The sequence below is a fragment of the Streptomyces sp. NPDC005263 genome (assembly GCF_042872365.1).
Taxonomy (GTDB): domain Bacteria; phylum Actinomycetota; class Actinomycetes; order Streptomycetales; family Streptomycetaceae; genus Streptomyces.
Genome location: NZ_JBIAKJ010000001.1, coordinates 981,137 through 1,000,272, shown reverse-complemented (window position 1 = coordinate 1,000,272; position 19,136 = coordinate 981,137). Strand labels below are relative to the sequence as shown.

Sequence of the window (19,136 nt, the reverse complement as noted above, 5' to 3'; positions counted from 1 at the left end):
CACGTCCGAGCGCACGGGCGTGCCCCACTTCCGGCGGCACCGGGCCGCCTCGCACTCTCGCGTCCGAAAGTCGTCCTTGCTGACCGGGCGACCGCCGACTACGTTCGGTACTTGCGGACAGTTGTCCGTTTGAGTGCACTCCAGGTGTCGGACCCTCGCCCCGACGCCACCCCGGACACGCGAAAGAAGACTGATCATGGCCCCACCCCCCGCGACGACACACAGTGCCGTCACTTTGAAGATCAACGGCGAGAAGCACACCCTGTCCGTGGATCACCGCACGACCCTGCTGGACGCCCTGCGCGAGCGCCTCGATATGACCGGCACCAAGAAGGGCTGCGACCAGGGGCAGTGCGGCGCCTGCACCGTCCTGCTCGACGGCCGCCGGGCGGTGTCCTGCCTCCAGCTCGCCGTCGCCGCCGAGGGACGCGAGATCACCACCATCGAGGGCATGGCCGAAGGCGACCGACTGCACCCCGTGCAGCAGGCGTTCCTCGACCTCGACGGCTATCAGTGCGGCTACTGCACGCCGGGTCAGATCTGTTCGGCCGTCGCGGTGATCGAGGAACACGCGGCCGGCTGGCCGAGCGCCGCCACCGACGACGTCAGTCCCGAGGCCGGGCCGCCACCCCTGACCGCCGAGGAGATCCGGGAGCGGATGAGCGGCAACCTGTGCCGCTGCGGCGCGTACGTGTCGATCGTCGAAGCGGTCGCCCGCGCGGCTGGGAACATGACCACGGAGGCTTCGGCATGAGGGAGTTCGACTACCGGCGCGCGCACGACGTCTCCGGCGCCCTGGCCCTGCTCGACGCCGACCCGGGGGCCCGCTTCCTCGGCGGCGGAACCAACCTCGTCGACCTGATGAAGACCGGCGTGGAACGTCCCGCCCGGCTCGTCGACGTCCGCGAACTCCCCCTGGACGACATCGAGGTGACGGCGGACGGCGGGCTGCGCATCGGCGCGACCGTCACCAACAGCGACCTCGCCGCCCACCCCGACGTCCGCCGCCGTTACCCGGCGCTGGCCCAGGCGGTCCTGGCCGGCGCCTCCGGTCAGCTGCGCAACATGGCCACCGTCGGCGGCAACCTGCTCCAGCGCACCCGCTGCGGCTACTTCACCGACCTGGCCAAGCCCTGCAACAAGCGCACCCCCGGCAGCGGTTGCCCCGCCATCGCCGGCGAGCACCACAACCACGCGATCCTGGGCGCCTCCGACCACTGCGTGGCCACCCACCCCTCCGACATGGGCGTGGCGCTGACCGCCTTCGACGCCGTCGTGTCGTACGAAACAGCCGACGGGCCCGGCGAGTTGCCGCTCGCCGACTTCTACCTCCCGGTGGGTGACACCCCGCACCGGGAGACGGCGCTGCCGCCGCGCGCGTTGATCACCGGAGTGAGCCTGCCGCCCGCTCCGGTGGCTGCCCACTCCCGCTACCGCAAGGTGCGCGAGCGCGCCTCGTACGCCTTCGCGATCGGCTCCATCGCCGCCGCGCTCGACGTCCGGGACGGCGTCGTCCAGGACGTGCGGCTGGCGTTCGGCGCGGTCGCCTCCCGGCCGTGGCGGGCTCGCGCGGCCGAACGCGCGCTGACCGGCGCTCCCGCCGACGCCGAGACCTTCGCCGCCGCGGCGGACGCCGAACTGGCCGCCGCGAAACCGCTGCCGCACAACGGATACAAGGTGCCCCTCATGCGCAACCTCGTGGTGGCCGTCCTGACCGAACTCGCCGAGGAGGCCGCCCGATGACCACAGCTCCCACGGCCCGCAAGAACGCCGTCGGCACCGCGCACACCCGTGTCGAGGGCCGGGACAAGGTCACCGGAGCCGCCCGCTACGCCGGAGAGATCCCGTTCGCCGAACTCGCCCACGGCTGGCTGGTGTTGTCGACTGTGGCCCGCGGCCGGATCCGCTCGGTGGAGGACGGTCCCGTCCTCGCCATGCCGGGTGTGGTCGCCGTCCTGCACCACGGCAACGCCCCACGCGTCGACAGCGGCTACGTCGGTGTGCTGGGCGTCCCGGACCAGACCGTGGCCGTCTTCCAGCACGACCGGGTACCGCACATGGGCTGGCCGGTGGCGCTGGTCGTCGCCGACACCTCCGAGCAGGCCCGGGAAGCCGCCGAGGCGCTGGTCGTGCACTACGAGACCGAGCCGCACGACGTCACGTTCTCCGGCGAGCACCCCGACGCGTACGCGCTCGACGCGCATGGGCCCGCGGTGACGGAGAAGGGCGATCTCGACGCCGAACTCGCCGCGTCCGCCGTGGTCGTGGACGAGGAGTACACGACCCCGGAAGAGCACCACAACCCGATGGAGCCGCACGCCGCGACGGCCCGGTGGGACGGCGGCCGGCTGGAGGTCGTCGACTCCAACCAGGGCACCACCTGGGTGGCGAGCGAACTGGCGAACCTGTTCTCGCTCGACCCGGCCACGGTACGGGTGCGGTCCGAACACGTCGGCGGCGGCTTCGGCAGCAAGGGCGTCCGCGCCCACCAGGTGGCCGCCGTGATGGCCGCGACCGAGCTGCACCGCCCGGTGCGGGTGGTCATGACGCGTCGTCAGATGTTCTCGCTGGCCGGCTACCGCAGCCCCACCCGGCAGCGCCTGCGGCTCGGCGCGGACGCCGACGGCCGGCTGCGCGCGCTGGAGCACCGCTCCCTGAGCGCCACCTCCACCGTGCACGAGTTCATCGAGTCGGCCGCAGCCCCGTCCCGCACGATGTACGACGCCGACGCCCACCACACCGGCAACCGGGTCGTACGGCTCGACGTGCCGACCCCGACCTGGATGCGTGCGCCGGGCGAGGCACCCGGATCGTTCGCGCTGGAGTCGGCGATCGACGAACTCGCCGAGAAGTGCGGCCTCGACCCGATCGAACTGCGCGCCCGCAACGATCCCGACCGGGGCCCGGTGTCCGGACTGCCCTTCAGCGGCCGCAACCTGATGGCCTGCTTCCGGGAGGGCGCCCGCCGGTTCGGCTGGGCGGAGCGGGACCCGCGCCCCGGCCTGCGCCGCGAGGGGCGCTGGCTGCTCGGCACCGGCACGGCGGCCGCGTCCTTCCCCGCGGGCGCCGGACCGTCCACGGCGGCCGTGACGGCGGAGGCGGACGGCACCTTCACGGTGCGGGTCAACGCCGCGGACATCGGGACGGGCGCCCGGACCGCGCTCACCCTGGTCGCCGCCGACGCCCTGCTGACCACAACGGCAGACGTCCGGGTGCGCATCGGTGACAGCGACCTCGGCCCGGCGTTCATCGCCGGCGGTTCCATGGGCACCCGCTCCTGGGCCTGGGCGGTCATGGCCGCCGCCAAGGAACTGCGGGAGCGGCTCGCCCTCGGTGCCGACATCCCGCCCGAGGGGATCACCGTACGGTCCGACACCACGGAGGCCATCGGCGCCCTCGCGCAGAGGGAACGGCACTCCTTCGGCGCCCAGTTCGCCGAGGTCGCCGTGGACACCGCCACCGGCGAGGTACGGGTGCGCCGGATGCTCGGCATCTTCGCGGCCGGCCGGATCGTCAACCCGCTCACCGCCCGCAACCAGTTCGTCGGCGGCATGACCTGGGGCATCTCGATGGCCCTGCACGAGGAGGGGGTCCGGGACCTGGCCTCCGGCGGCCACTACGGCGCCGACCTCGCGGGCTACCACGTCGCCGCCCACGCGGACGTCCCGGCCATCGAGGCGGACTGGGTCGACGACCCCGACCCGGACGACCCGGTCGGCATCAAGGGCATCGGCGAGATCGGCATCGTGGGCGCGGCGGCGGCCGTCGCCAACGCGGTCTGGCACGCGACCGGCGTACGCCACCGCGACCTGCCGATCCGGCCCGACCGTGTCCTGCTGGCGGGCGGCCATGCTTGACATCGCCGCAGAGCTGCACCGCTGGGCCGAGGAGGGGCGGGAGTTCGCCGTCGCCACGGTGGTGGCCGTCGGCGGCAGCGCCCCGCGCGGCCCCGGCGCGGCCCTCGCTGTCGACGGTGCGGGCACGGTGATCGGCTCGGTCTCCGGCGGCTGTGTGGAGGGCGCGGTCTACGACCTGTGCGAACGCGCCCTGCACACCGGCGAGACGGTCCTCGAGCAGTTCGGCTACAGCGACGAGGACGCCTTCGCGGTCGGGCTGACCTGCGGCGGAGTCATCGACATCCTGGTCACACCGGTCCGCGCGGACGCCCCCGCCCGGCCGGTGTACCGGGCCGCGCTGGCGGCCGCCGCCGAAGGTGAGCCGACGGCCGTCGCCCGGGTGGTGCGCGGCCCCGCCGAACTCCTCGGCACGGCCCTGCTGGTTCGGGCCGACGGCTCGCTCCAGGGCGGACTCGGCGGCCCCGCGGCACTGGACGGCACGGTCGCCGCCGAGGCCGGGGCCCTGTTGGAGGTCGGCCGGACCGGCACCCTCGACCTGCCGGACGGCCCGCACTGCCCAGGCGGACTGACCCTGCTCGTCGAGTCGAGCGTGCCGCCGCCCCGCATGATCGTCTTTGGTGCGATCGACTTCGCCGCGGCGCTCGTGCGTGCCGGGAAGTTCCTTGGCTACCACGTGACCGTGTGCGACGCCCGGCCCGTCTTCGCGACCCCGGCCCGCTTCCCCGAGGCGGACGACATCGTGATCGACTGGCCGCACCGGTATCTGCGGGGCACCGCGACCGACGCGCGCACGGTGCTGTGCGTGCTCACCCACGACGCCAAGTTCGACGTACCCCTGCTCACCGAGGCCCTGCGGTTGCCGGTCGCCTACGTGGGCGCGATGGGCTCACGCCGCACCCACCTCGACCGGAACCGACGGCTGCGCGAAGTCGGCCTGACCGAACGGGAGTTGTCCCGGCTGCGGTCACCGATCGGCCTCGACCTGAACGCCCGTACGCCGGAGGAGACCGCGCTGTCCATCGCGGCGGAGATCGTCGCGACCCGGCGGGGCGGGACCGGCGCACCGCTGACCGGCTCAGGGACGCCGATCCACCGTGCCGAGCCGAACGGTTCGGCGCCGCCGGTCAGCGCGACGCGCCCCCGGACGGCGCGGGGACGAGGCCGAGCCGTTGAGCGCGCAGCACCGTGCTGATGCGGTCGTGCGTGCCGAGTTTGCGGTAGACGTTGGCGATGTGCTTGTGGACCGTACGGTCCGAGATGCCCAGGCGGCGGCCGATGGAGGTCGCCGTCAGGGCGTCGCTGAGCAGGACCAGCACGGCCGTCTCCCGGGGCGTCAGACCGAGGTCCGCGGCCGACTCCCCGGGGGCGTCCCGGACGAGGTTCCCCGCGGTCAGGAACCGCCAGCGCTCCAGAAGCTGCCGCTGCTGCTCGACGGCCGCCAGCAGCGGCTGCACCTGCTCGGCGACCCGGACGTGGTCGTCGGTGAAGTCCCGGCCGCGACGGTAGACGAGGCACCCGGTGATCGGGGCGGCCGACCGGGGCAGCGGAATCCCCAGCACCTGGTCGGCGTCCATCAGGTCACCGATCAGCCGGGCGGTCTCACTGGCGGACCAGGCCGCCCCGGCCGCCTGACGTGCCGTGACGGGCGTCCGGTCCGGTCCGGTCGCGTAGTGCCCCGCGAAGGGGTAACCCGTGCGCAGCAGACCCATGGCCTCGTCCCCGAAACGCCCGAACTGCGCGGCGGCGGCCGGCGACACACCGACCGTGCCCGCGCTCTCGTTCCAGTCGTCCAGTTTGTAGATCACGGTCTCGGCGCCCAGCAGATCCGGCAGGGCGTTCGCCAACAGGGGCCACAACTGCCGGGGTTCACGCTCGTGAAGTGCCGCGACAGCCACCGACAGCATGCGCTCGTAGGCGCCGCCCAGCCCCTGTGCCATGTCCCCTCCGTGTGTCCGGCCCGTCCGGATACGTAGTTGTACCCATACCGGCGCGCCGCTCGCTGTTCCACAATCCAGTTTGCGCGACAGCGACGTTCTCGGATGTGACTCCAGCACACGGCGCCTGTGCGCACGAAGCGGGGGAACAGGCCGTGGTCGTCACCCGGTGCGCGGCCCCGCGGATTCCGGGTGGGCCGCCGGCGCGGGGGACCGGCGGCCCACCCGGGCCTTACTGGGTGGGAGCGTCCACGCCCGGCGCGTACCCGGGGTCCGGGTTGAACACCGGGTGGTAGCTCTCCGGTGGCGCGAGGTAGGTGACCGGAAGCCCAACGGTGTCCACGACGATCTGGTCCACGGCGATCGCCGCGTCCACCATGAACAGCCGCAGGACGTGCTCGCCGGGTGCGCCGACGGTCACGGTGGTGGTCAGCTTCTCCACGCCCTCCTCGACGTTGCGGGCCCAGGCGTCCCCCCGGTTGCCGGTGGCGATCGCCTGACCGGACAGCACGGTGGCCGGCTGGTCGTCGAGGGCGACCGCCACCCGGCGCAGCCCGCGCTCGTCCAGGGAGGGCAGCCGGAACACGGTCACCGCGAAGCTCCCCGCACTCGCGAACCGCACCCGGTACCGCAGTTCGGGAGCCCGGCTCGCGAAGTTCCCGGTGACCGGCGCCGCGGTCGACGGAACCGCCTCGACGGCGCCCGTACGACGCCCCAGCCCGCGCACGGTCCGCCAGCGGGCCCCGCCGCGGGCCACCCGCCGCTCGGTGTGCACGGCGTCGATCGACACGTACCCGTGGGCCTCGACGAACCCCCGGGCCCGACGGCGCGCCCGTTCCCCGTCGTTGACCACCCGCAGCGGCACCTCGACCCGCCGCCCGGCGCCGCCGACGGTCACCGTGGCGCCGTGCGTACCCTCCGGCATGCGCGCCCAGTCCATCTCCACCCACACCCGGGTCTGCTCGGTCAGCGAGCCGCCCGCCGCACTCAGCCGCACCCAGGGGTGACTGGCCTCGGCGCTCCAGTCCAGGGTCAGGAAACCGGTGTTGAAGACGTCCAGGAAACGCCGGTCGCGGGTGAACGAGGAGAAGGACAGCGGCCGGTCCGTCCCCGTCTCGTTGCCCTCGGCGGCCACGCCCAGGCCGGAGCTCTCCTGTCGGCTGATCCGGGTGACGGCCGGTCGCCCGGGAGCCTTCGGGATCTGCGAGGGGTACGGGTTGACGATCCCGTCCCACTTCCCGCCCGCCACCTCGGTGTTGTACCGCCTGGTGATCGCCGCCTCCTCGGCGTGGGCGGCCTCGGCCAGGTCCGCGAAACGGTTGGTCCCCGCCCCGCGCCCCTGCCGGACCGCCAGGGCGTTGCGGTCCGCCCAGTAGTACTTCAGGTTCATCAAGTACGCGCCGTGCACCGGGTATTCGACGAGCTCGTAGAAGGCGTCCCGGTAGGCCTCGGGCAGCTCGGCGCCCAGCGCCCGAGCCCGTGCCAGCAGCCGTTCGTGGGCCGCCAGGCGGCGTCCCGCCTCGTCGCCGTGGTGCACGACGGAGAACATCTGGCGGTCGATGAACTCCGGTCGCCGCTCGCCCGCGAGGCGGTAGTACTCGGTCCGGATGGCGGTGATCTCCCGCGCGTGGCGCCGCCCGAACTGCCGCCCGTACCACTCCGCCAGGAAGTCCTCGACGGTGTCGGCGCTCCACCGGTCCACGTCCCAGGCCACGTCCATGGCGAAGGACAGGCCGGTCTCGATCGACTTGAGGTCACCCACGTTGAAGATCCACATCCGGTCGACGCCGTGCTCGTACACCCGGCGCAGCTCCTGCCAGACCTTGGCGATCTGGGTGGTGTCCAGCCACAGGTAGCTGCGCGGACGACCCCAGTAGGAGAGGTGGTAGTAGATGCCGTTGCCGCCCGGCCGATCGCGCTCGGTCTCGTTCGGCAGCTGGCGCATGTTGCCGTGGTTGTCGTCCGGCCAGATCAGTGTGACGTCCTCGGGGACCCGGACGCCCGCGTTGTACAGCTCCAGCACTTCCTTGTACGGGATGAAGATCTGCGGCTCGGTCCCCGCACCGACCTCCTCGGTGAGGATCCGGCGCTGGTCGGCGATGATGTCGTTCATCACCGCCACCTTCTCCGGGACGGTGGTCGCGTGCTTGGTCTCCAGCGCGCTGTCGTGCAGGCCGCGCATGCCGAGCGTCCAACTGCTCTCGTAGGCCGCGTTCTGTCTCGCCCGGGCTCTCCAGTAGTCCGAGATGACGGCGGGGTTCACCGTGTAGTCGTAGACCGGCAGGCCGCCGTCCGGGCCCCGGTGCTCCGCGGCCCACGGGTCCCATTCATGGACGCCGTTGCGCAGCAGGGCCTCGGGGTGGCTGGAGCCGACGACGATGCCGTACCGGTCCGCGAGTTCGGGGTTGTCCCGGTACTTGTTGAAGAAGTCCGAGTACGGATGCATGGCGGGCCAGAGGTAGTTGGCCTTGAGACGCAGCAGCAGTTCGAAGACCCGTTTGTACGTCTCGGGGCCGATGTTCTTGTCCGGCTCCTGGGTCCGCTGGGACCATGTGGTCAGGTTCTGCTCGTCGTTGATGAAGACGCCCCGGTAACGGACGGACGGCTCGTACCGCTTGAGGGGTCCCGCGGGCACGGTCACCGTGTCGTGGTGCTGGACGGGCACGTCCGCCCACCAGTACCAGGGCGAGACCCCGATGCGCTCCGAGGTGTCGTAGACGCCGTAGACCGTGCCGCGCCGGTCACTTCCGGCGATCACCAGGGCGCGGCCCACTCCGGGCAGCGGACGGTCCACCACCTGGGTCACGGACGCCTCCCAGCGCCCCTTCACCCCCAAGACGTCCAGGCGCCGCTCGGAGACCAGCCGGTCGACCACCGGGCTCGCGCCCAGGGTGCCCACCACGACCAGGAGCCCCGCGCGGTCGGGCAGGGTGTGCCGGAGCAGGGGGCGGACGCCGGTGACCCGCTCCACGTCCGCCTGGAGGTCGCCGGCGGCGCGGATCACGGCGGGGTCGTCCGCCGCGTCCACGAACACGTCGACGGCGACGCCGTCCCGGGCAAGCGGGAACGCCGGGCGCCCCGACGACGCGGCCTCGGCGACGGCGGGCAGGGCGGCCGGGAGCAGGGGAGCGACTCCGACGGCGGCCATGCCGCGCAGGAACGACTTGCGGGTGGGCGGCTGCGGCGGGACCTGCGGTTCGTGGTGCGGCACGAGACGCTGCCTTTCCGCGCCGGCCCGCGACGGCTGAGGGTGCGGGCCGGCGCGGAGCCGTGCGCATGGACGGTCGAGAGTGGCCGGGGTGCGGGGAGGACGAGGGCGCGCGTTGGCATGGTCAGGCCAGAAAGCGCTTGCTATGCACCCTAGGTCAGGCAGCGAGGGGGCGTCCAGAGGTGTGCGCGGGTGGCGGCGCGGCGGAGATCGGCAGTGATCGAGGAGCGGTGGGCCGGGCCGCGCACGGTCGAAGTGAACGGTGCGCGGCCCGGCCGAGGTGACGTGTGCGGCGCCTTGCGGCGCCCGGTCTCAGGCGGGGCGCACCGCGCCGCGGATCGCCGCCTCGCCGGCGTGGAAGACGGACTCCTCGCGGATGTACGCCCCCGGGCCCGGCGCGTGGATCATCGTGCCGTTGCCGATGAAGAGGCCCACGTGACTGAGGTCGTCGAAGAAGAAGATCAGGTCCCCGGCCCGGACCTCATCGAGGGGGACCGCCATGCCGGCGGTCGCCTGCCCCTGCGCGGTGCGCGGAAGTCCTACCTCGGCGGCCTTCCAGGACGCCTGGGTCAGTCCGGCCGCGTCGTACGAACCCGGCCCGGCCGCGCCCCACACGCACGGCCGGCCGATCTGGGCGCGGGCGAAGGCGACCACCTTGGCGGCCTTGAGGTCGTACCCGGCGTCCGCCGCCTGGGCGGCCGGAACGGACGCGACAGGTGCAGGGGCGGGGACCGGGGCGGCGGATGCCGCGGTGGCGTACGCGGCGACCGGGGGCACGGGAAGGCCGGCCGTGAAGGTCTGGACGGCCGGCGGGCCGGCGGCGTATGCGGGGGCCGGTGCGCTGACCGTGCCCGGAGTGGGGGTGAAGGTGGCCGTGGCGGCCGGGTTCGTGGCGTACGCGGGCGCCGCGGCGGTGGGCAGGCCGGCAACCGGGAGCACCGGCACGCCGTGTGACGGCGTGAAGGTCTGCTCGACCGGGAGGCCCGGGGTGAGTGCGGTGGCCTGGGCGGTCGGCGGGTTCGTGTCGTATGCGGGACCCGGGGCGGTGGCTGGACCGGGCATGGGTGCGAAGGTCAGGCCGACCGGTCCCGGGGTGAGCATGGCGGCCGGGGCGGTGGGCAGGCCGGGGGCCGGGGTCACCGGCACGCCGTGTGACGGCGTGGAGGCCGGGTCGGCCGGGAGGCCCGGAGTGAGCGTGGAGGCCGGGGTGGTCGCGAGGTTCGTGGCGTACGCAGGGGCCGGGGTCATCGGCACGCCGTGTGGCGGCGTGGAGGCCGGGGTGGTGGGCAGGCCGGCAACCGGGAGCACCGGCACACCGTGTGACGGCGTGAAGGTCTGGTCGGCCGGGAGGCCCGGGGCGGGCGTGGCGGCCGTGCCGGCGGGAAGGGGGCTGGTGAACGTCGGGGCGGCCGTGACCGGCAGCTCCGCGGATTGCGGATAGCTCGGGTTGGCGGACGTGTCCGGGATGAGGTCGGCGGCCTGCGGGACGAGCTGCCAGTGGGTGCCGGTCTGGTCCGGGGCCGCTTCCGCGGGGGCGGGCCAGGTGCCCTCGGCGGGGCGGGACTCGATCGCCGTGAGCTGCGTGCCGAGCTGTGCGGAGCGGTGGGTGGCCAGCAACTCGCGGGCCTGGGTGAGCTTTTGCTGGTTGCGCTGCTTGGTGGCCCGCAACGGCGACGACTCGGAGTCGGTGGCGGATGCGGCGGACGCCGCGGACAGCGCTCCGGGGGCATCCTGCGCGGGCGTGGGCGCGCTCGGCAGCGCCGGAACGGATCTGGAGGTCAGCTCGGACGCGGACCCGGCGGTCAGCTCCGGGACGGCACGGTCGGCCGTCTTCGGCCCTTCGAGGGCGAGGGCGTTCGTCGGCGCCTCAGCCGGGCGCGACGGCCGGGCCTGGGGCGCCCGGGTCGGACGGGGCGGCATCCGGTCGGCCGGCAGAGCGGCCGGGACGGTCGGGCCCAGCTTGGCGCGGGCCACGTCGAACCACTGCCGGGCGACGTCACCGAGCGCGGGAGCGGCGGGCTCACGGTCGTTGTCGGTGGCCGGACCGGCGCCGCGCCGCCCCGCGCTCGCGGGCGCGCCGCCCCGCTGGCGCGGGATCGCCGCCGCGCGGGTCGCGTTGTAGTTCCCCGTGTCGGTCTCGGCGCGGTCGTACAGGCTGTTGACCCGTTGCTGCACCTCGTCGCGGCTCGGCGCGTCGTCTCCCGGGGCTGCCACCGCGCCCGCGGTCTGCGAGAGCAGGGCCACCGAGGTGAGAGCAGCCGTCGCCAGCGCGGAGTTGCGCATACCCGGGAGACCGTTTCCACCGGGGCGCGAGGTTCGTTCCGGCGCCATGGGGGCCGTACTCCTTCCGTGCTGGGGCACGCGACTCGGCGGGTTCGCCGGAGGGAGTCGTGTGAGCCACGAACTAACTTAGCCAACTTGTGTGACTAGTGTGAAGATTGAGATGCCAAATGTCCGATAGGTTGCTGTGACCTTCATCCCTCTCTGCTTTCAGGGGGCATGAATGCGTCATCTCTTGCCGGCGCGGTGTCGCCACGCCTCGTAGTGATCGAGCACAGTCTCCTCGATCGGGCGGTAGCTGAGGCCCAGTTCGTGCACGCTTCTGCTGTTGTCCACCCGGAACCGGATGCCGAGGTGCTTACGGATGTAGTCCTGGGTGAGCCCGAAGGCCGGGCCCAGAATCCGCACCGGCCAGTGCGGGAGGGCGGTGCGAGGCAGGCGCGGATCACGGGGGTACCGGGTGCGGATGACGCGCGCCATCTCGTGGAAGGACGTCATCGTCGGCGCCGCGACGATGTAGCGGCCCTTCGCGTCGGCGTGCTCCGCGGCCGCGATGTGCGCGTCGGCCACGTCCCGTACGTCCGCCGTGGTGAAGCTGAAGTCCGGGGCGCCGTAGAAGAAGTAGCCCTTGAACAACTCCTCCAGCAGGAACAGGCTGCCGGACTCCGAGGCGGGGGCGAGCGAAGGGCCCAGGATCAGGCCCGGGTTGACGGACACCATCCGCCAGCGGTCCTGGGCCGCCTCCGCCTCCCAGGCGGCCTGTTCCGCGACCGTCTTCGCGTAGTGGTACGGGTTGTTCTCCACCGTGCTGGTGGTGTTGACGTACTTCTCCGACAACACCTGGTCGTCCATCTCCAGGACGTCGGCGTAGTCGCCGAAGATCGCGCCGACGGTGGAGGTGAAGACCAGCCGTTCGACCGTCAAGGTCCGCTCCACGCTCGCCAGCACGTTGCGGGTGCCGAGCAGCGCGGGATCGACCATGTCCCGGCGCCCGTCCTTGATCTTCTCCGGCATCAAGAACGGCGACGCCACGTGGAAGACCACCCGGCAGCCGGTCATCGCCTCGTCGAAGGAGCCCTCCCGCAGCAGGTCCGCCTCGAACAGGGTCAGCCGGCCGGGAAACGCCCGCTGCATCTCCCGCAGCGGGCGCACCTTCGCCGGATGTCTGACGCTGCGTACGGTGGCGTGGACGCGGTGGCCCCGCTCCAGCAGCCGTCGCACCAGGTGGCTGCCGACGAACCCACTGCCGCCGGTCACCAGCACGGCCATCTCCCCGACCTCGCCCACGCGTGCGCTCCTCAGTCCCGGTCACCGCTCCGTCCGAGGGCGCGACGATCCGCGCCCCCGGGACAGGGTCGGGCATGTCCCTGCCGAAAGGGAATGGCAGGGCGAGAGCGGACTGCGCGGTCCGAGCGGAGGATCGGGTCTGCGCTACGCCTCCGCGTAGCCCTGGGTCGCGCGGGCCGGCTCGGGGCGGTGGATGCCACGTGGGCGGTAGCCCAGCTCGTCGGAGCGGCCCAGCAGGTCGGCCAGGAGCCAGATGATCGCCAGCCACATCTCGGTGCCCTGGAGGCCGGGTTCGGGACCGGGACCCGAGGCGCCGGGGCCGAAGCCGAAGCCCCGGCCGTCCCGCCAACGGGGGAGAGCCGCCGCCAGCTGCCGCTCGGCCCAGGCGCGGATCTCGGCCGCACGGTAGCCGTGGCCGCCGTTCGCCCCCAGTCGGCGGGTGCACAGCCACAGCGGGTGGGCCACGTCCAGGACGTTGCAGGCGTTCTCCTGGCCCGCGCCGAAGTACCGCCCGTCGCGGGCATGGTCCACCACCGCGTCCACGACCCGCTCCGGGTGCGGCACCGGCAGACCGAACTGGGCGAACGAGCCGCGCGTCAGCCGGTAGTAGCCGTTGACCACCTGCAACCGGCCCGCCTCGGGCGAGGGGGCGCCCCACATTCCGGTCCACGGATCCGCACGGGAGAGCAGCCAACCGAACAACGACTCCACCGCGCCCGGCTCCATACCCCCGTCCTCGGAACGCCGCAGGTTCCAGTGGGCGGCCGTGGCCCAGGCGTCGACCCAGGCACCGGCGCTCCACGCCTCGTCACGCCAGGGCAACTCGTCGAGTCGCGCGACGAGATGACCGGCCGTCATCTCGCCTGCCCCGCGCACCGGATGCGGCAGGCGGGAGCCCAGCAGGTCGAGGGCGTAGCCGACGCAGAGGACGTGGTACAGCGCCGCCCCCGCACGGGGGAAGCCGTCCTCCTCCAGGCTCTCGCCGAACTCCGGCACCAGCCCGGTGCGCGGATCCTGCAGCGCGGCCAGGCGGCCCGTGTGCTCATCGGGCGTCAGCTGCTCGGGCGCCGCCCCCAGGAGCAGGTCGGCGATCTCCACGGCGTCGCAGTGGGCCCGAACGGTGGGCGCCGCGCCGGGACGGTCGACGTAGCGGTCACCGTCCCAGCAGCGGGCGAGGAGTTCGGGGGCCTGAGCGCGGACGGTGTCGGCGAAACGGCTCAACTCGGTGCCGGCCGGGCGGCCGGGGGAGCGACGTGGGGCTTCGACGGTGGTGTGGTGGGAGGAGTGGTCCGACCCGGTACCGGACGCGTGACCGCCGGCGCCGCTGGACTCCGCGCCGACGGCACCGCGCGATCCGTCGTCCCGTCGATCGTCGCCCGCGCCGGCGTCCCGTCGGTCGCGGATGTGCCGCGCGGGGTTCCCGGCGGCCACCGTCCAGGCCGGCAGGTCCCTGGTCACCACCGCTCCGGCACCGATCACACAGTGGTCGCCGATGGTCACCCCGTCCACCACGACCACGTGCGAGCCGATCCACACGTCGTCCCCGATCCTGATCCCCCGGCTGGTGAGGGGCTGTTGGAAGACCGGGCGGTCGGGAGCCATGGAGTGGTTGAAGCCGAGGAGCGAGGTGTGCGCCCCGATCCGGACCCCGCTGCCCAGCACCACATCACCACGCACGGTCGTGAACGGGTTGAGCGTGCAGTCCGCACCGGCGGTCAGCTCCCCGGTCACATAGGCGTGGGCGGCGATGTACGAGCCGTCCCCGAGCCGCAGCCGGTCGGGGAACACCGCCGCCGACTCGGCGACGTAGCACCGCTCGCCGATCTCACTGTCCCCGCCTATCGACTGTTGCCGTTCCCGCTGGGCCGAGCGCTGGTCCTCGCTCGCCTCCCCGGCGAACAGCCACGGACAGTGGTCGAAGTGCCGCACGGACGGTTCGGGTCGTCGCAGATCCATGAACCGCACGCTAGCGACACCCCCTCGGTCGTGGGTGGAGTGATCTGCCTCACAAGCTGTCACAGCGATCGGTCAGGCGGTGTCTTGAGGTCGAACCCCTGGAGCCGAAGGAGACACCATGACTGAGAACATCGACACGACCGGGAACATCGATGTGGTCGTGATCGGCGGCGGATACGCCGGCGTCATGGCGGCCGACCGCCTGACGCGGCGCGACGGCGTGACGGTGACTCTGATCAACCCGCGCCCGACCTTCGTCGAGCGGATCCGCCTGCACCAACTGGTGGCCGGTTCCCACGACGCGGTCGTCGACTACCGGGAGGTCCTGGCCGACGGCGTCCGGCTGGTGGTCGACACCGTGACACGCATCGATGCGGCCGAGCGCGCCGTGCGGCTGGCGACGGGCGGCACGGTCGGCTACGACTACCTGGTCTACGCGGTGGGCAGCGGCAGCGCCGACCCGACGGTGCCCGGGGCGGCCGAGTTCGCCTACCCGATCGCCACCTTCGAGGAGGCCGGGCGGCTGCGGCCGGTCCTCGACGCCACGCCCGCGACGGCCGCGGTGACGGTCGTCGGAGCCGGTCCGGCCGGCATCGAGACCGCGGCCGAGCTGGCGGAGCAGGGCCGTGACGTGACCCTGGTCTGCGGAGAGGTACTCGGTCCGTACCTGCATCCTCGGGGCCGACGTTCCGTTGCCAAGCGTTTCGCCGCACTCGGTGTGACTGTGCTCGAAGGCCCCGACGCGACCGTGACGGCTGTGACCCGCGAGGCCGTGCGGCTCAGTGGCGGCCGCGAGCTGCCGAGCGCGGTGACCGTCTGGACCACCGGATTCGGCGTGCCGGACCTGGCCGACCGCAGCGGGCTCAGCACCGACGCCCTGGGCCGCCTGCTCACGGACGAGACCCTGACAAGCGTGGACGACGTACGCATCGTCGCGGCCGGCGACTCTGCGGCACCGTCGAACCTGCCCCTGCGGATGAGCTGCCAGGCCGCGATGCCGCTGGGCGCGCGGGCCGCCGACACGGTGCTCAGCCGGATCGACGGTGAGCAGCCCTCGACCCTCAACCAGGTGTTCGCCGGCCAGTGCATCAGCCTGGGGCGACGTGCCGGCATCTTCCAGTTCGCCCACCGGAACGACATCGCGCTGTGGTTCCACATCGACGGCCGCCCCGGCGCGAAGCTCAAGGAGGTCGTGTGCACGGGCATCGTCAAGCATCTGGCGGGCGAGGCACGCAAGCCGGGTTCGTACAGCTTGCACCGCGTCTCGGGAGGTGCCAAGCGCCGGCAGGCGCTGCAGGCCGAGCGCGAAGAGGCGCCGGCCACCGCTGAACACACGGCCCGGCTCTGAGCATCGCTGGGTTTTCCTCATGGCAGGCGCGATGATCACCCATGGCCGCCTCGGCCAGTCCACGTTGGCTACCAGGGAAGGGTTACCCATGGAAAGGGGTCGAGACATGAGCGACCACGCCACCGATCCGGCGACCGAGACCTTCGTCGCCCACCGCAACCTTCTCTTCACCGTCGCCTACGAAATGCTCGGATCGGCAGCCGACGCGGAGGACGTCCTCCAGGAAACCTGGCTGCGGTGGGTCAAGGTCGACTTGGGGGAGGTGCGCGACCAGCGTGCCTACCTGGTCCGGATCACGACCCGGCAGGCGCTCAACCGGCTGCGCTCCCTGAGTCGCCGCAAGGAGTCGTACGTCGGCCAATGGCTGCCCGAGCCGCTGCTCACCGCGCCGGACGTGGCGGAGGACGTCGAGCTCGCCGAGAGCGTGTCGATGGCGCTCATGCTCGTCCTGGAAACGCTGTCGCCGACCGAGCGCGCCGTCTTCGTGCTGCGCGAGGCCTTCGACGTCAGCTACGAGGAGATCGCGGCCGCCGTCGACAAGAGCCCCGCGGCCGTCCGCCAGATCGCCCACCGTGCCCGTCGGCATGTCGAGGCCCGTCGTCCTCGCGAGGTGGTCTCCGCGAGCGAGACCCGGGTGGCTCTGGAGGCGTTCCGGCGCGCACTGGAGACCGGGGACCCGCAGGGCCTGCTCGACGTGCTCGCCCCAGAGGTCGTCCTCATGGGCGACGGCGGCGGCATCAAGCAGGCAGCGCTGCGGCCGATCATCGGCGCCGACAAGGTGGCCCGCTTCATGATCGGCGGTCTCGGCAAGAACGAACTCCCCATCACCGTCGCCCCCACCGTGGCCAACGGCAGCCCGGCACTCCTGGTACGCCTGGACGGCGAGATCGACGGCGTCATGGCCTTCCGGGTCGAGGACGCCCGCATCACCGGTCTCTACTACGTCCGCAACCCGCAGAAGCTGTCCCATCTCGAACACGAGACCCCGCTCACCCTTCGCTGACGTGCCATCCGCGGACGCAGCGGCGTCGGCCCGAGGCCTCCGCCCCGGGCCGACCGCACCTGCGCCCCCTCACCAGCGCGGGAGCCTCAGCTCGTACTCCGGCTGGATCCGCCGCATGTATCCGGTGTCGTCACGGCCGCGCATCCCGGAGTCCACGTACACCCGGTGCTGCCGCTCCAGGGCGTCGTGGTCCAGTTCCACCCCGAGACCCGGGCCGGTGGGGACCTTGACCGCGCCGTCGCGCAACTCCAGGGTGCCGGGGACGATCACGTCGTCCGCCGAGTTCCACGGGTAGTGGGTGTCGCAGGAGTGGTCCAGATTCGGGATGGCCGCGGCCACATGGGTCATGGCGGCGAGGCTGATGCCGAGGTGCGAGTTGGAGTGCATGGACAGCGCCAGCCCGAACGCCTCGCAGACGGCGGCCAGTTCACGGGTGCGGCGCAGCCCGCCCCAGTAGTGGTGGTCGGTCAGCAGGACCTGGATCGCGTTCTGCTCGATGCCGGGCCTCAGATGCTCCCAGGCGACCACGCACATGTTGGTCGCCAGCGGCAGCGGTGAGTCCCTCGCGACCTCCGCCATGCCGGGGATGCCCTTGGTCGGATCCTCCAAGTACTCCAGTACGTCGGCGAGTTCGCGGGCGACGTACTTCGACGTCTCCACCGTCCAGGCCGTGTTGGGGTCCAGACGCAAGGGCTGCCCGGGGAAGGCCTCGGCCAGCGCCCTCATCGCGGCGATCTCCTCGTCGGGCGGAAAGACCCCGCCCTTGAGCTTGAACGACCGGAAACCGTACCGCTCCTGCATCAGCCGCGCCTGCTCGACGATGCCGGCCGGGTCCAGGGCCTCGCCCCAGTCGTCGCCGATCGCCGCGCGGCCGTCGAGGGCGGGGTGCTCGGCCCACTTGTAGAAGAGGTACGCGGCGAACGGCACCGAGTCGCGGACCGCGCCCCCGAGCAGGTCGCTGACCGGACGCCCGAGCAGCTTGCCCTGCGCGTCGAGGCAGGCCACCTCCACCGCGGACGTGGTCCAGCCGCGTTCGTGGGAGCTGGGCACGGTCGGCAGCAGGGCGGCGTCGATCGCGGCCGCGACGGCCGTCGTGTCGAAGACGTCCATCCCGACGACCACCCGGGCCGCCGCCTGAAGTCGCTCCAGCCGCACGGTGCCGCCGGTCGACTCGCCGAGCCCCACCGTGCCGTCCTCCAACACGAGTTGCAGGATCACGCGCAGGGCGAGGGGCTCATGGACGCCGTTGGAGTTGAGCAGCGGCGGGTCGCCGAAGGCGATCGGGGTGATGATCAGTTCACGGATCCTGGTGTCACCGGCGGTGCTCATGCGGCGATCACCTCCAGGCCGTGGTCGACGAGCTTCGCGAGCCGGGCGATGTGCTCCGGCGTCGGGTCCAGCAGCGGTGCCCGTACCCCGCCCACGTCCAGGCCGCGCAGCGTCACCCCCGCCTTGACGAGGGACACGGAGTAGCCGGGGACCTCGTCACGGAGGGCGACGAGGGGGCCGTAGAACTCGTCGAGCAGCGTGTTGACGAGCGTCTCGTCGCCCTCGGCGAGCGCCCGGTGGAAGGCCAGGGCGATCTCCGGGGCGAAGGCGAACACCGCGGAGGAGTACAGGTCGACGCCGACACCGCGGTAGGCCGGCGCGGTCATCTCGGCGGTGGGCAGGCCGTTGAAGAACTGGAAGTCCGCGCCGCCCGGCACCGCGCGCACCGCGCGGACGATGCGCTGCATCCGCTCGATGTCGCCGACGCCGTCCTTGAGGCCGACGACGTTCGGCAGGGCGGCGAGTTCGGCGGCCGTGGCCTCGGTGAGCAGGGCCGTGCCGCGCTGGTAGAAGACCACGGGCAGGCGGGAGGCGGCGGTGACCTCCTCGACGTAGCGCACCAGCCCCCGCTGCGGGGCGCTCACCAGATACGGCGGCAGCAACAGGATGCCGTCGGCGCCCGCCTGTTCGACGCGGGCGGCCTGGTCGCGGGCGACCGGCGTCGGGCCGCCCGCGGCGGCCAGGACCGGCACCCGGCCCGCGGTCGTCTCGACCGCGACCCGGGTGGCCCGCTCGATCTCGTCGGACGTCAGCGCGTGGAACTCGCCGGTGCCGCAGGCGACGAACACACCGCCCGCGCCCGCGGCCACACCGGCCTCGATGTGCTGGGCGAGCAGTCCCTCGTCCAGCGACCCGTCCGCCGCGAACGGCGTGACCGGAAAGAACAGCACTCCGTGGAACTTCATGTCTCCCTCGTGACTACAAGTGTGTGTGG

General features: G+C 72.7%; 13 protein-coding genes. 6 read left to right on the top strand and 7 right to left on the bottom strand.

The window, feature by feature from the left end; translation table 11 throughout:
- Window positions 1-196: 196 nt before the first annotated feature.
- From ACFYRY_RS04580 to ACFYRY_RS04565, 4 genes are read left to right on the top strand one after another with little or no spacing between them, the layout of a single operon-like run.
- A complete protein-coding gene (locus tag ACFYRY_RS04580) occupies window positions 197-754 on the top strand; it encodes a (2Fe-2S)-binding protein (protein ID WP_389139914.1) in 558 nt (185 codons plus the stop codon).
- Window positions 751-1,743, top strand: a complete 993-nt coding sequence (locus ACFYRY_RS04575) for an FAD binding domain-containing protein (RefSeq protein ID WP_389139911.1) — start codon at window positions 751-753, stop codon at window positions 1,741-1,743. The genes ACFYRY_RS04580 and ACFYRY_RS04575 overlap by 4 nt, the downstream gene beginning before the upstream one ends.
- Window positions 1,740-3,857 carry a xanthine dehydrogenase family protein molybdopterin-binding subunit gene (locus ACFYRY_RS04570; RefSeq protein WP_389139909.1) on the top strand — a complete coding sequence of 706 codons (2,118 nt, stop codon included), beginning with the start codon at window positions 1,740-1,742 and terminating at the stop codon, window positions 3,855-3,857. The genes ACFYRY_RS04575 and ACFYRY_RS04570 overlap by 4 nt, the downstream gene beginning before the upstream one ends.
- On the top strand, window positions 3,850-5,049 hold the full coding sequence (locus ACFYRY_RS04565; protein WP_389139907.1) for an XdhC family protein: 1,200 nt from the start codon (window positions 3,850-3,852) through the stop codon (window positions 5,047-5,049). The genes ACFYRY_RS04570 and ACFYRY_RS04565 overlap by 8 nt, the downstream gene beginning before the upstream one ends.
- On the opposite strand, the gene ACFYRY_RS04560 is transcribed toward ACFYRY_RS04565, so the two are convergent.
- From ACFYRY_RS04560 to ACFYRY_RS04540, 5 genes are all read right to left on the bottom strand, one after another.
- Window positions 4,982-5,794 (bottom strand): LuxR C-terminal-related transcriptional regulator, encoded by an 813-nt coding sequence (locus tag ACFYRY_RS04560; RefSeq protein ID WP_389139904.1) that lies wholly within the window; start codon window positions 5,792-5,794, stop codon window positions 4,982-4,984. The genes ACFYRY_RS04565 and ACFYRY_RS04560 overlap by 68 nt on opposite strands.
- Before the next feature lie 229 nt (window positions 5,795-6,023).
- Complete coding sequence (locus tag ACFYRY_RS04555; protein ID WP_389141078.1) at window positions 6,024-8,939, bottom strand: glycosyl hydrolase 115 family protein; 2,916 nt, start codon at window positions 8,937-8,939, stop codon at window positions 6,024-6,026.
- A gap of 372 nt (window positions 8,940-9,311) precedes the next feature.
- On the bottom strand, window positions 9,312-11,330 hold the full coding sequence (locus ACFYRY_RS04550) for an NlpC/P60 family protein (protein WP_389139901.1): 2,019 nt from the start codon (window positions 11,328-11,330) through the stop codon (window positions 9,312-9,314).
- A 177-nt stretch (window positions 11,331-11,507) separates the two neighbouring features.
- Window positions 11,508-12,548, bottom strand: coding sequence for an NAD-dependent epimerase/dehydratase family protein (locus ACFYRY_RS04545; protein ID WP_389141076.1), 1,041 nt, complete (start codon window positions 12,546-12,548; stop codon window positions 11,508-11,510).
- A 162-nt stretch (window positions 12,549-12,710) separates the two neighbouring features.
- Window positions 12,711-14,522 (bottom strand): acyltransferase, encoded by a 1,812-nt coding sequence (locus ACFYRY_RS04540; RefSeq protein WP_389139899.1) that lies wholly within the window; start codon window positions 14,520-14,522, stop codon window positions 12,711-12,713.
- A gap of 118 nt (window positions 14,523-14,640) precedes the next feature.
- On the opposite strand from ACFYRY_RS04540, the gene ACFYRY_RS04535 reads away from it, so the two are divergent.
- Window positions 14,641-15,870 (top strand): NAD(P)/FAD-dependent oxidoreductase, encoded by a 1,230-nt coding sequence (locus ACFYRY_RS04535; protein WP_389139897.1) that lies wholly within the window; start codon window positions 14,641-14,643, stop codon window positions 15,868-15,870.
- A gap of 106 nt (window positions 15,871-15,976) precedes the next feature.
- Complete coding sequence (locus ACFYRY_RS04530; protein ID WP_389139894.1) at window positions 15,977-16,873, top strand: RNA polymerase sigma-70 factor; 897 nt, start codon at window positions 15,977-15,979, stop codon at window positions 16,871-16,873.
- Window positions 16,874-16,942: 69 nt separating this feature from the next.
- Here ACFYRY_RS04530 and ACFYRY_RS04525 read toward each other — a convergent pair whose 3' ends face one another.
- A complete protein-coding gene (locus tag ACFYRY_RS04525; RefSeq protein ID WP_389139891.1) occupies window positions 16,943-18,202 on the bottom strand; it encodes a glucarate dehydratase family protein in 1,260 nt (419 codons plus the stop codon).
- On the bottom strand, window positions 18,199-19,107 hold the full coding sequence (locus ACFYRY_RS04520) for a 5-dehydro-4-deoxyglucarate dehydratase (RefSeq protein ID WP_389139889.1): 909 nt from the start codon (window positions 19,105-19,107) through the stop codon (window positions 18,199-18,201). Before ACFYRY_RS04520 ends, ACFYRY_RS04525 begins: the two co-directional genes overlap by 4 nt.
- Between the last annotated feature and the right edge of the window lie 29 nt (window positions 19,108-19,136).

Bases quoted from the DNA above. Each gene is read 5' to 3' on its own strand.
- ACFYRY_RS04580 (WP_389139914.1), top strand. From the start codon at position 197: ATGGCCCCACCCCCCGCGACGACACACAGTGCCGTCACTTTGAAGATC.
- ACFYRY_RS04575 (WP_389139911.1), top strand. From the start codon at position 751: ATGAGGGAGTTCGACTACCGGCGCGCGCACGACGTCTCCGGCGCCCTG.
- ACFYRY_RS04570 (WP_389139909.1), top strand. From the start codon at position 1,740: ATGACCACAGCTCCCACGGCCCGCAAGAACGCCGTCGGCACCGCGCAC.
- ACFYRY_RS04565 (WP_389139907.1), top strand. From the start codon at position 3,850: ATGCTTGACATCGCCGCAGAGCTGCACCGCTGGGCCGAGGAGGGGCGG.
- ACFYRY_RS04560 (WP_389139904.1), bottom strand. From the start codon at position 5,794: ATGGCACAGGGGCTGGGCGGCGCCTACGAGCGCATGCTGTCGGTGGCT.
- ACFYRY_RS04555 (WP_389141078.1), bottom strand. From the start codon at position 8,939: ATGGCCGCCGTCGGAGTCGCTCCCCTGCTCCCGGCCGCCCTGCCCGCC.
- ACFYRY_RS04550 (WP_389139901.1), bottom strand. From the start codon at position 11,330: ATGGCGCCGGAACGAACCTCGCGCCCCGGTGGAAACGGTCTCCCGGGT.
- ACFYRY_RS04545 (WP_389141076.1), bottom strand. From the start codon at position 12,548: ATGGCCGTGCTGGTGACCGGCGGCAGTGGGTTCGTCGGCAGCCACCTG.
- ACFYRY_RS04540 (WP_389139899.1), bottom strand. From the start codon at position 14,522: ATGGATCTGCGACGACCCGAACCGTCCGTGCGGCACTTCGACCACTGT.
- ACFYRY_RS04535 (WP_389139897.1), top strand. From the start codon at position 14,641: ATGACTGAGAACATCGACACGACCGGGAACATCGATGTGGTCGTGATC.
- ACFYRY_RS04530 (WP_389139894.1), top strand. From the start codon at position 15,977: ATGAGCGACCACGCCACCGATCCGGCGACCGAGACCTTCGTCGCCCAC.
- ACFYRY_RS04525 (WP_389139891.1), bottom strand. From the start codon at position 18,202: ATGAGCACCGCCGGTGACACCAGGATCCGTGAACTGATCATCACCCCG.
- ACFYRY_RS04520 (WP_389139889.1), bottom strand. From the start codon at position 19,107: ATGAAGTTCCACGGAGTGCTGTTCTTTCCGGTCACGCCGTTCGCGGCG.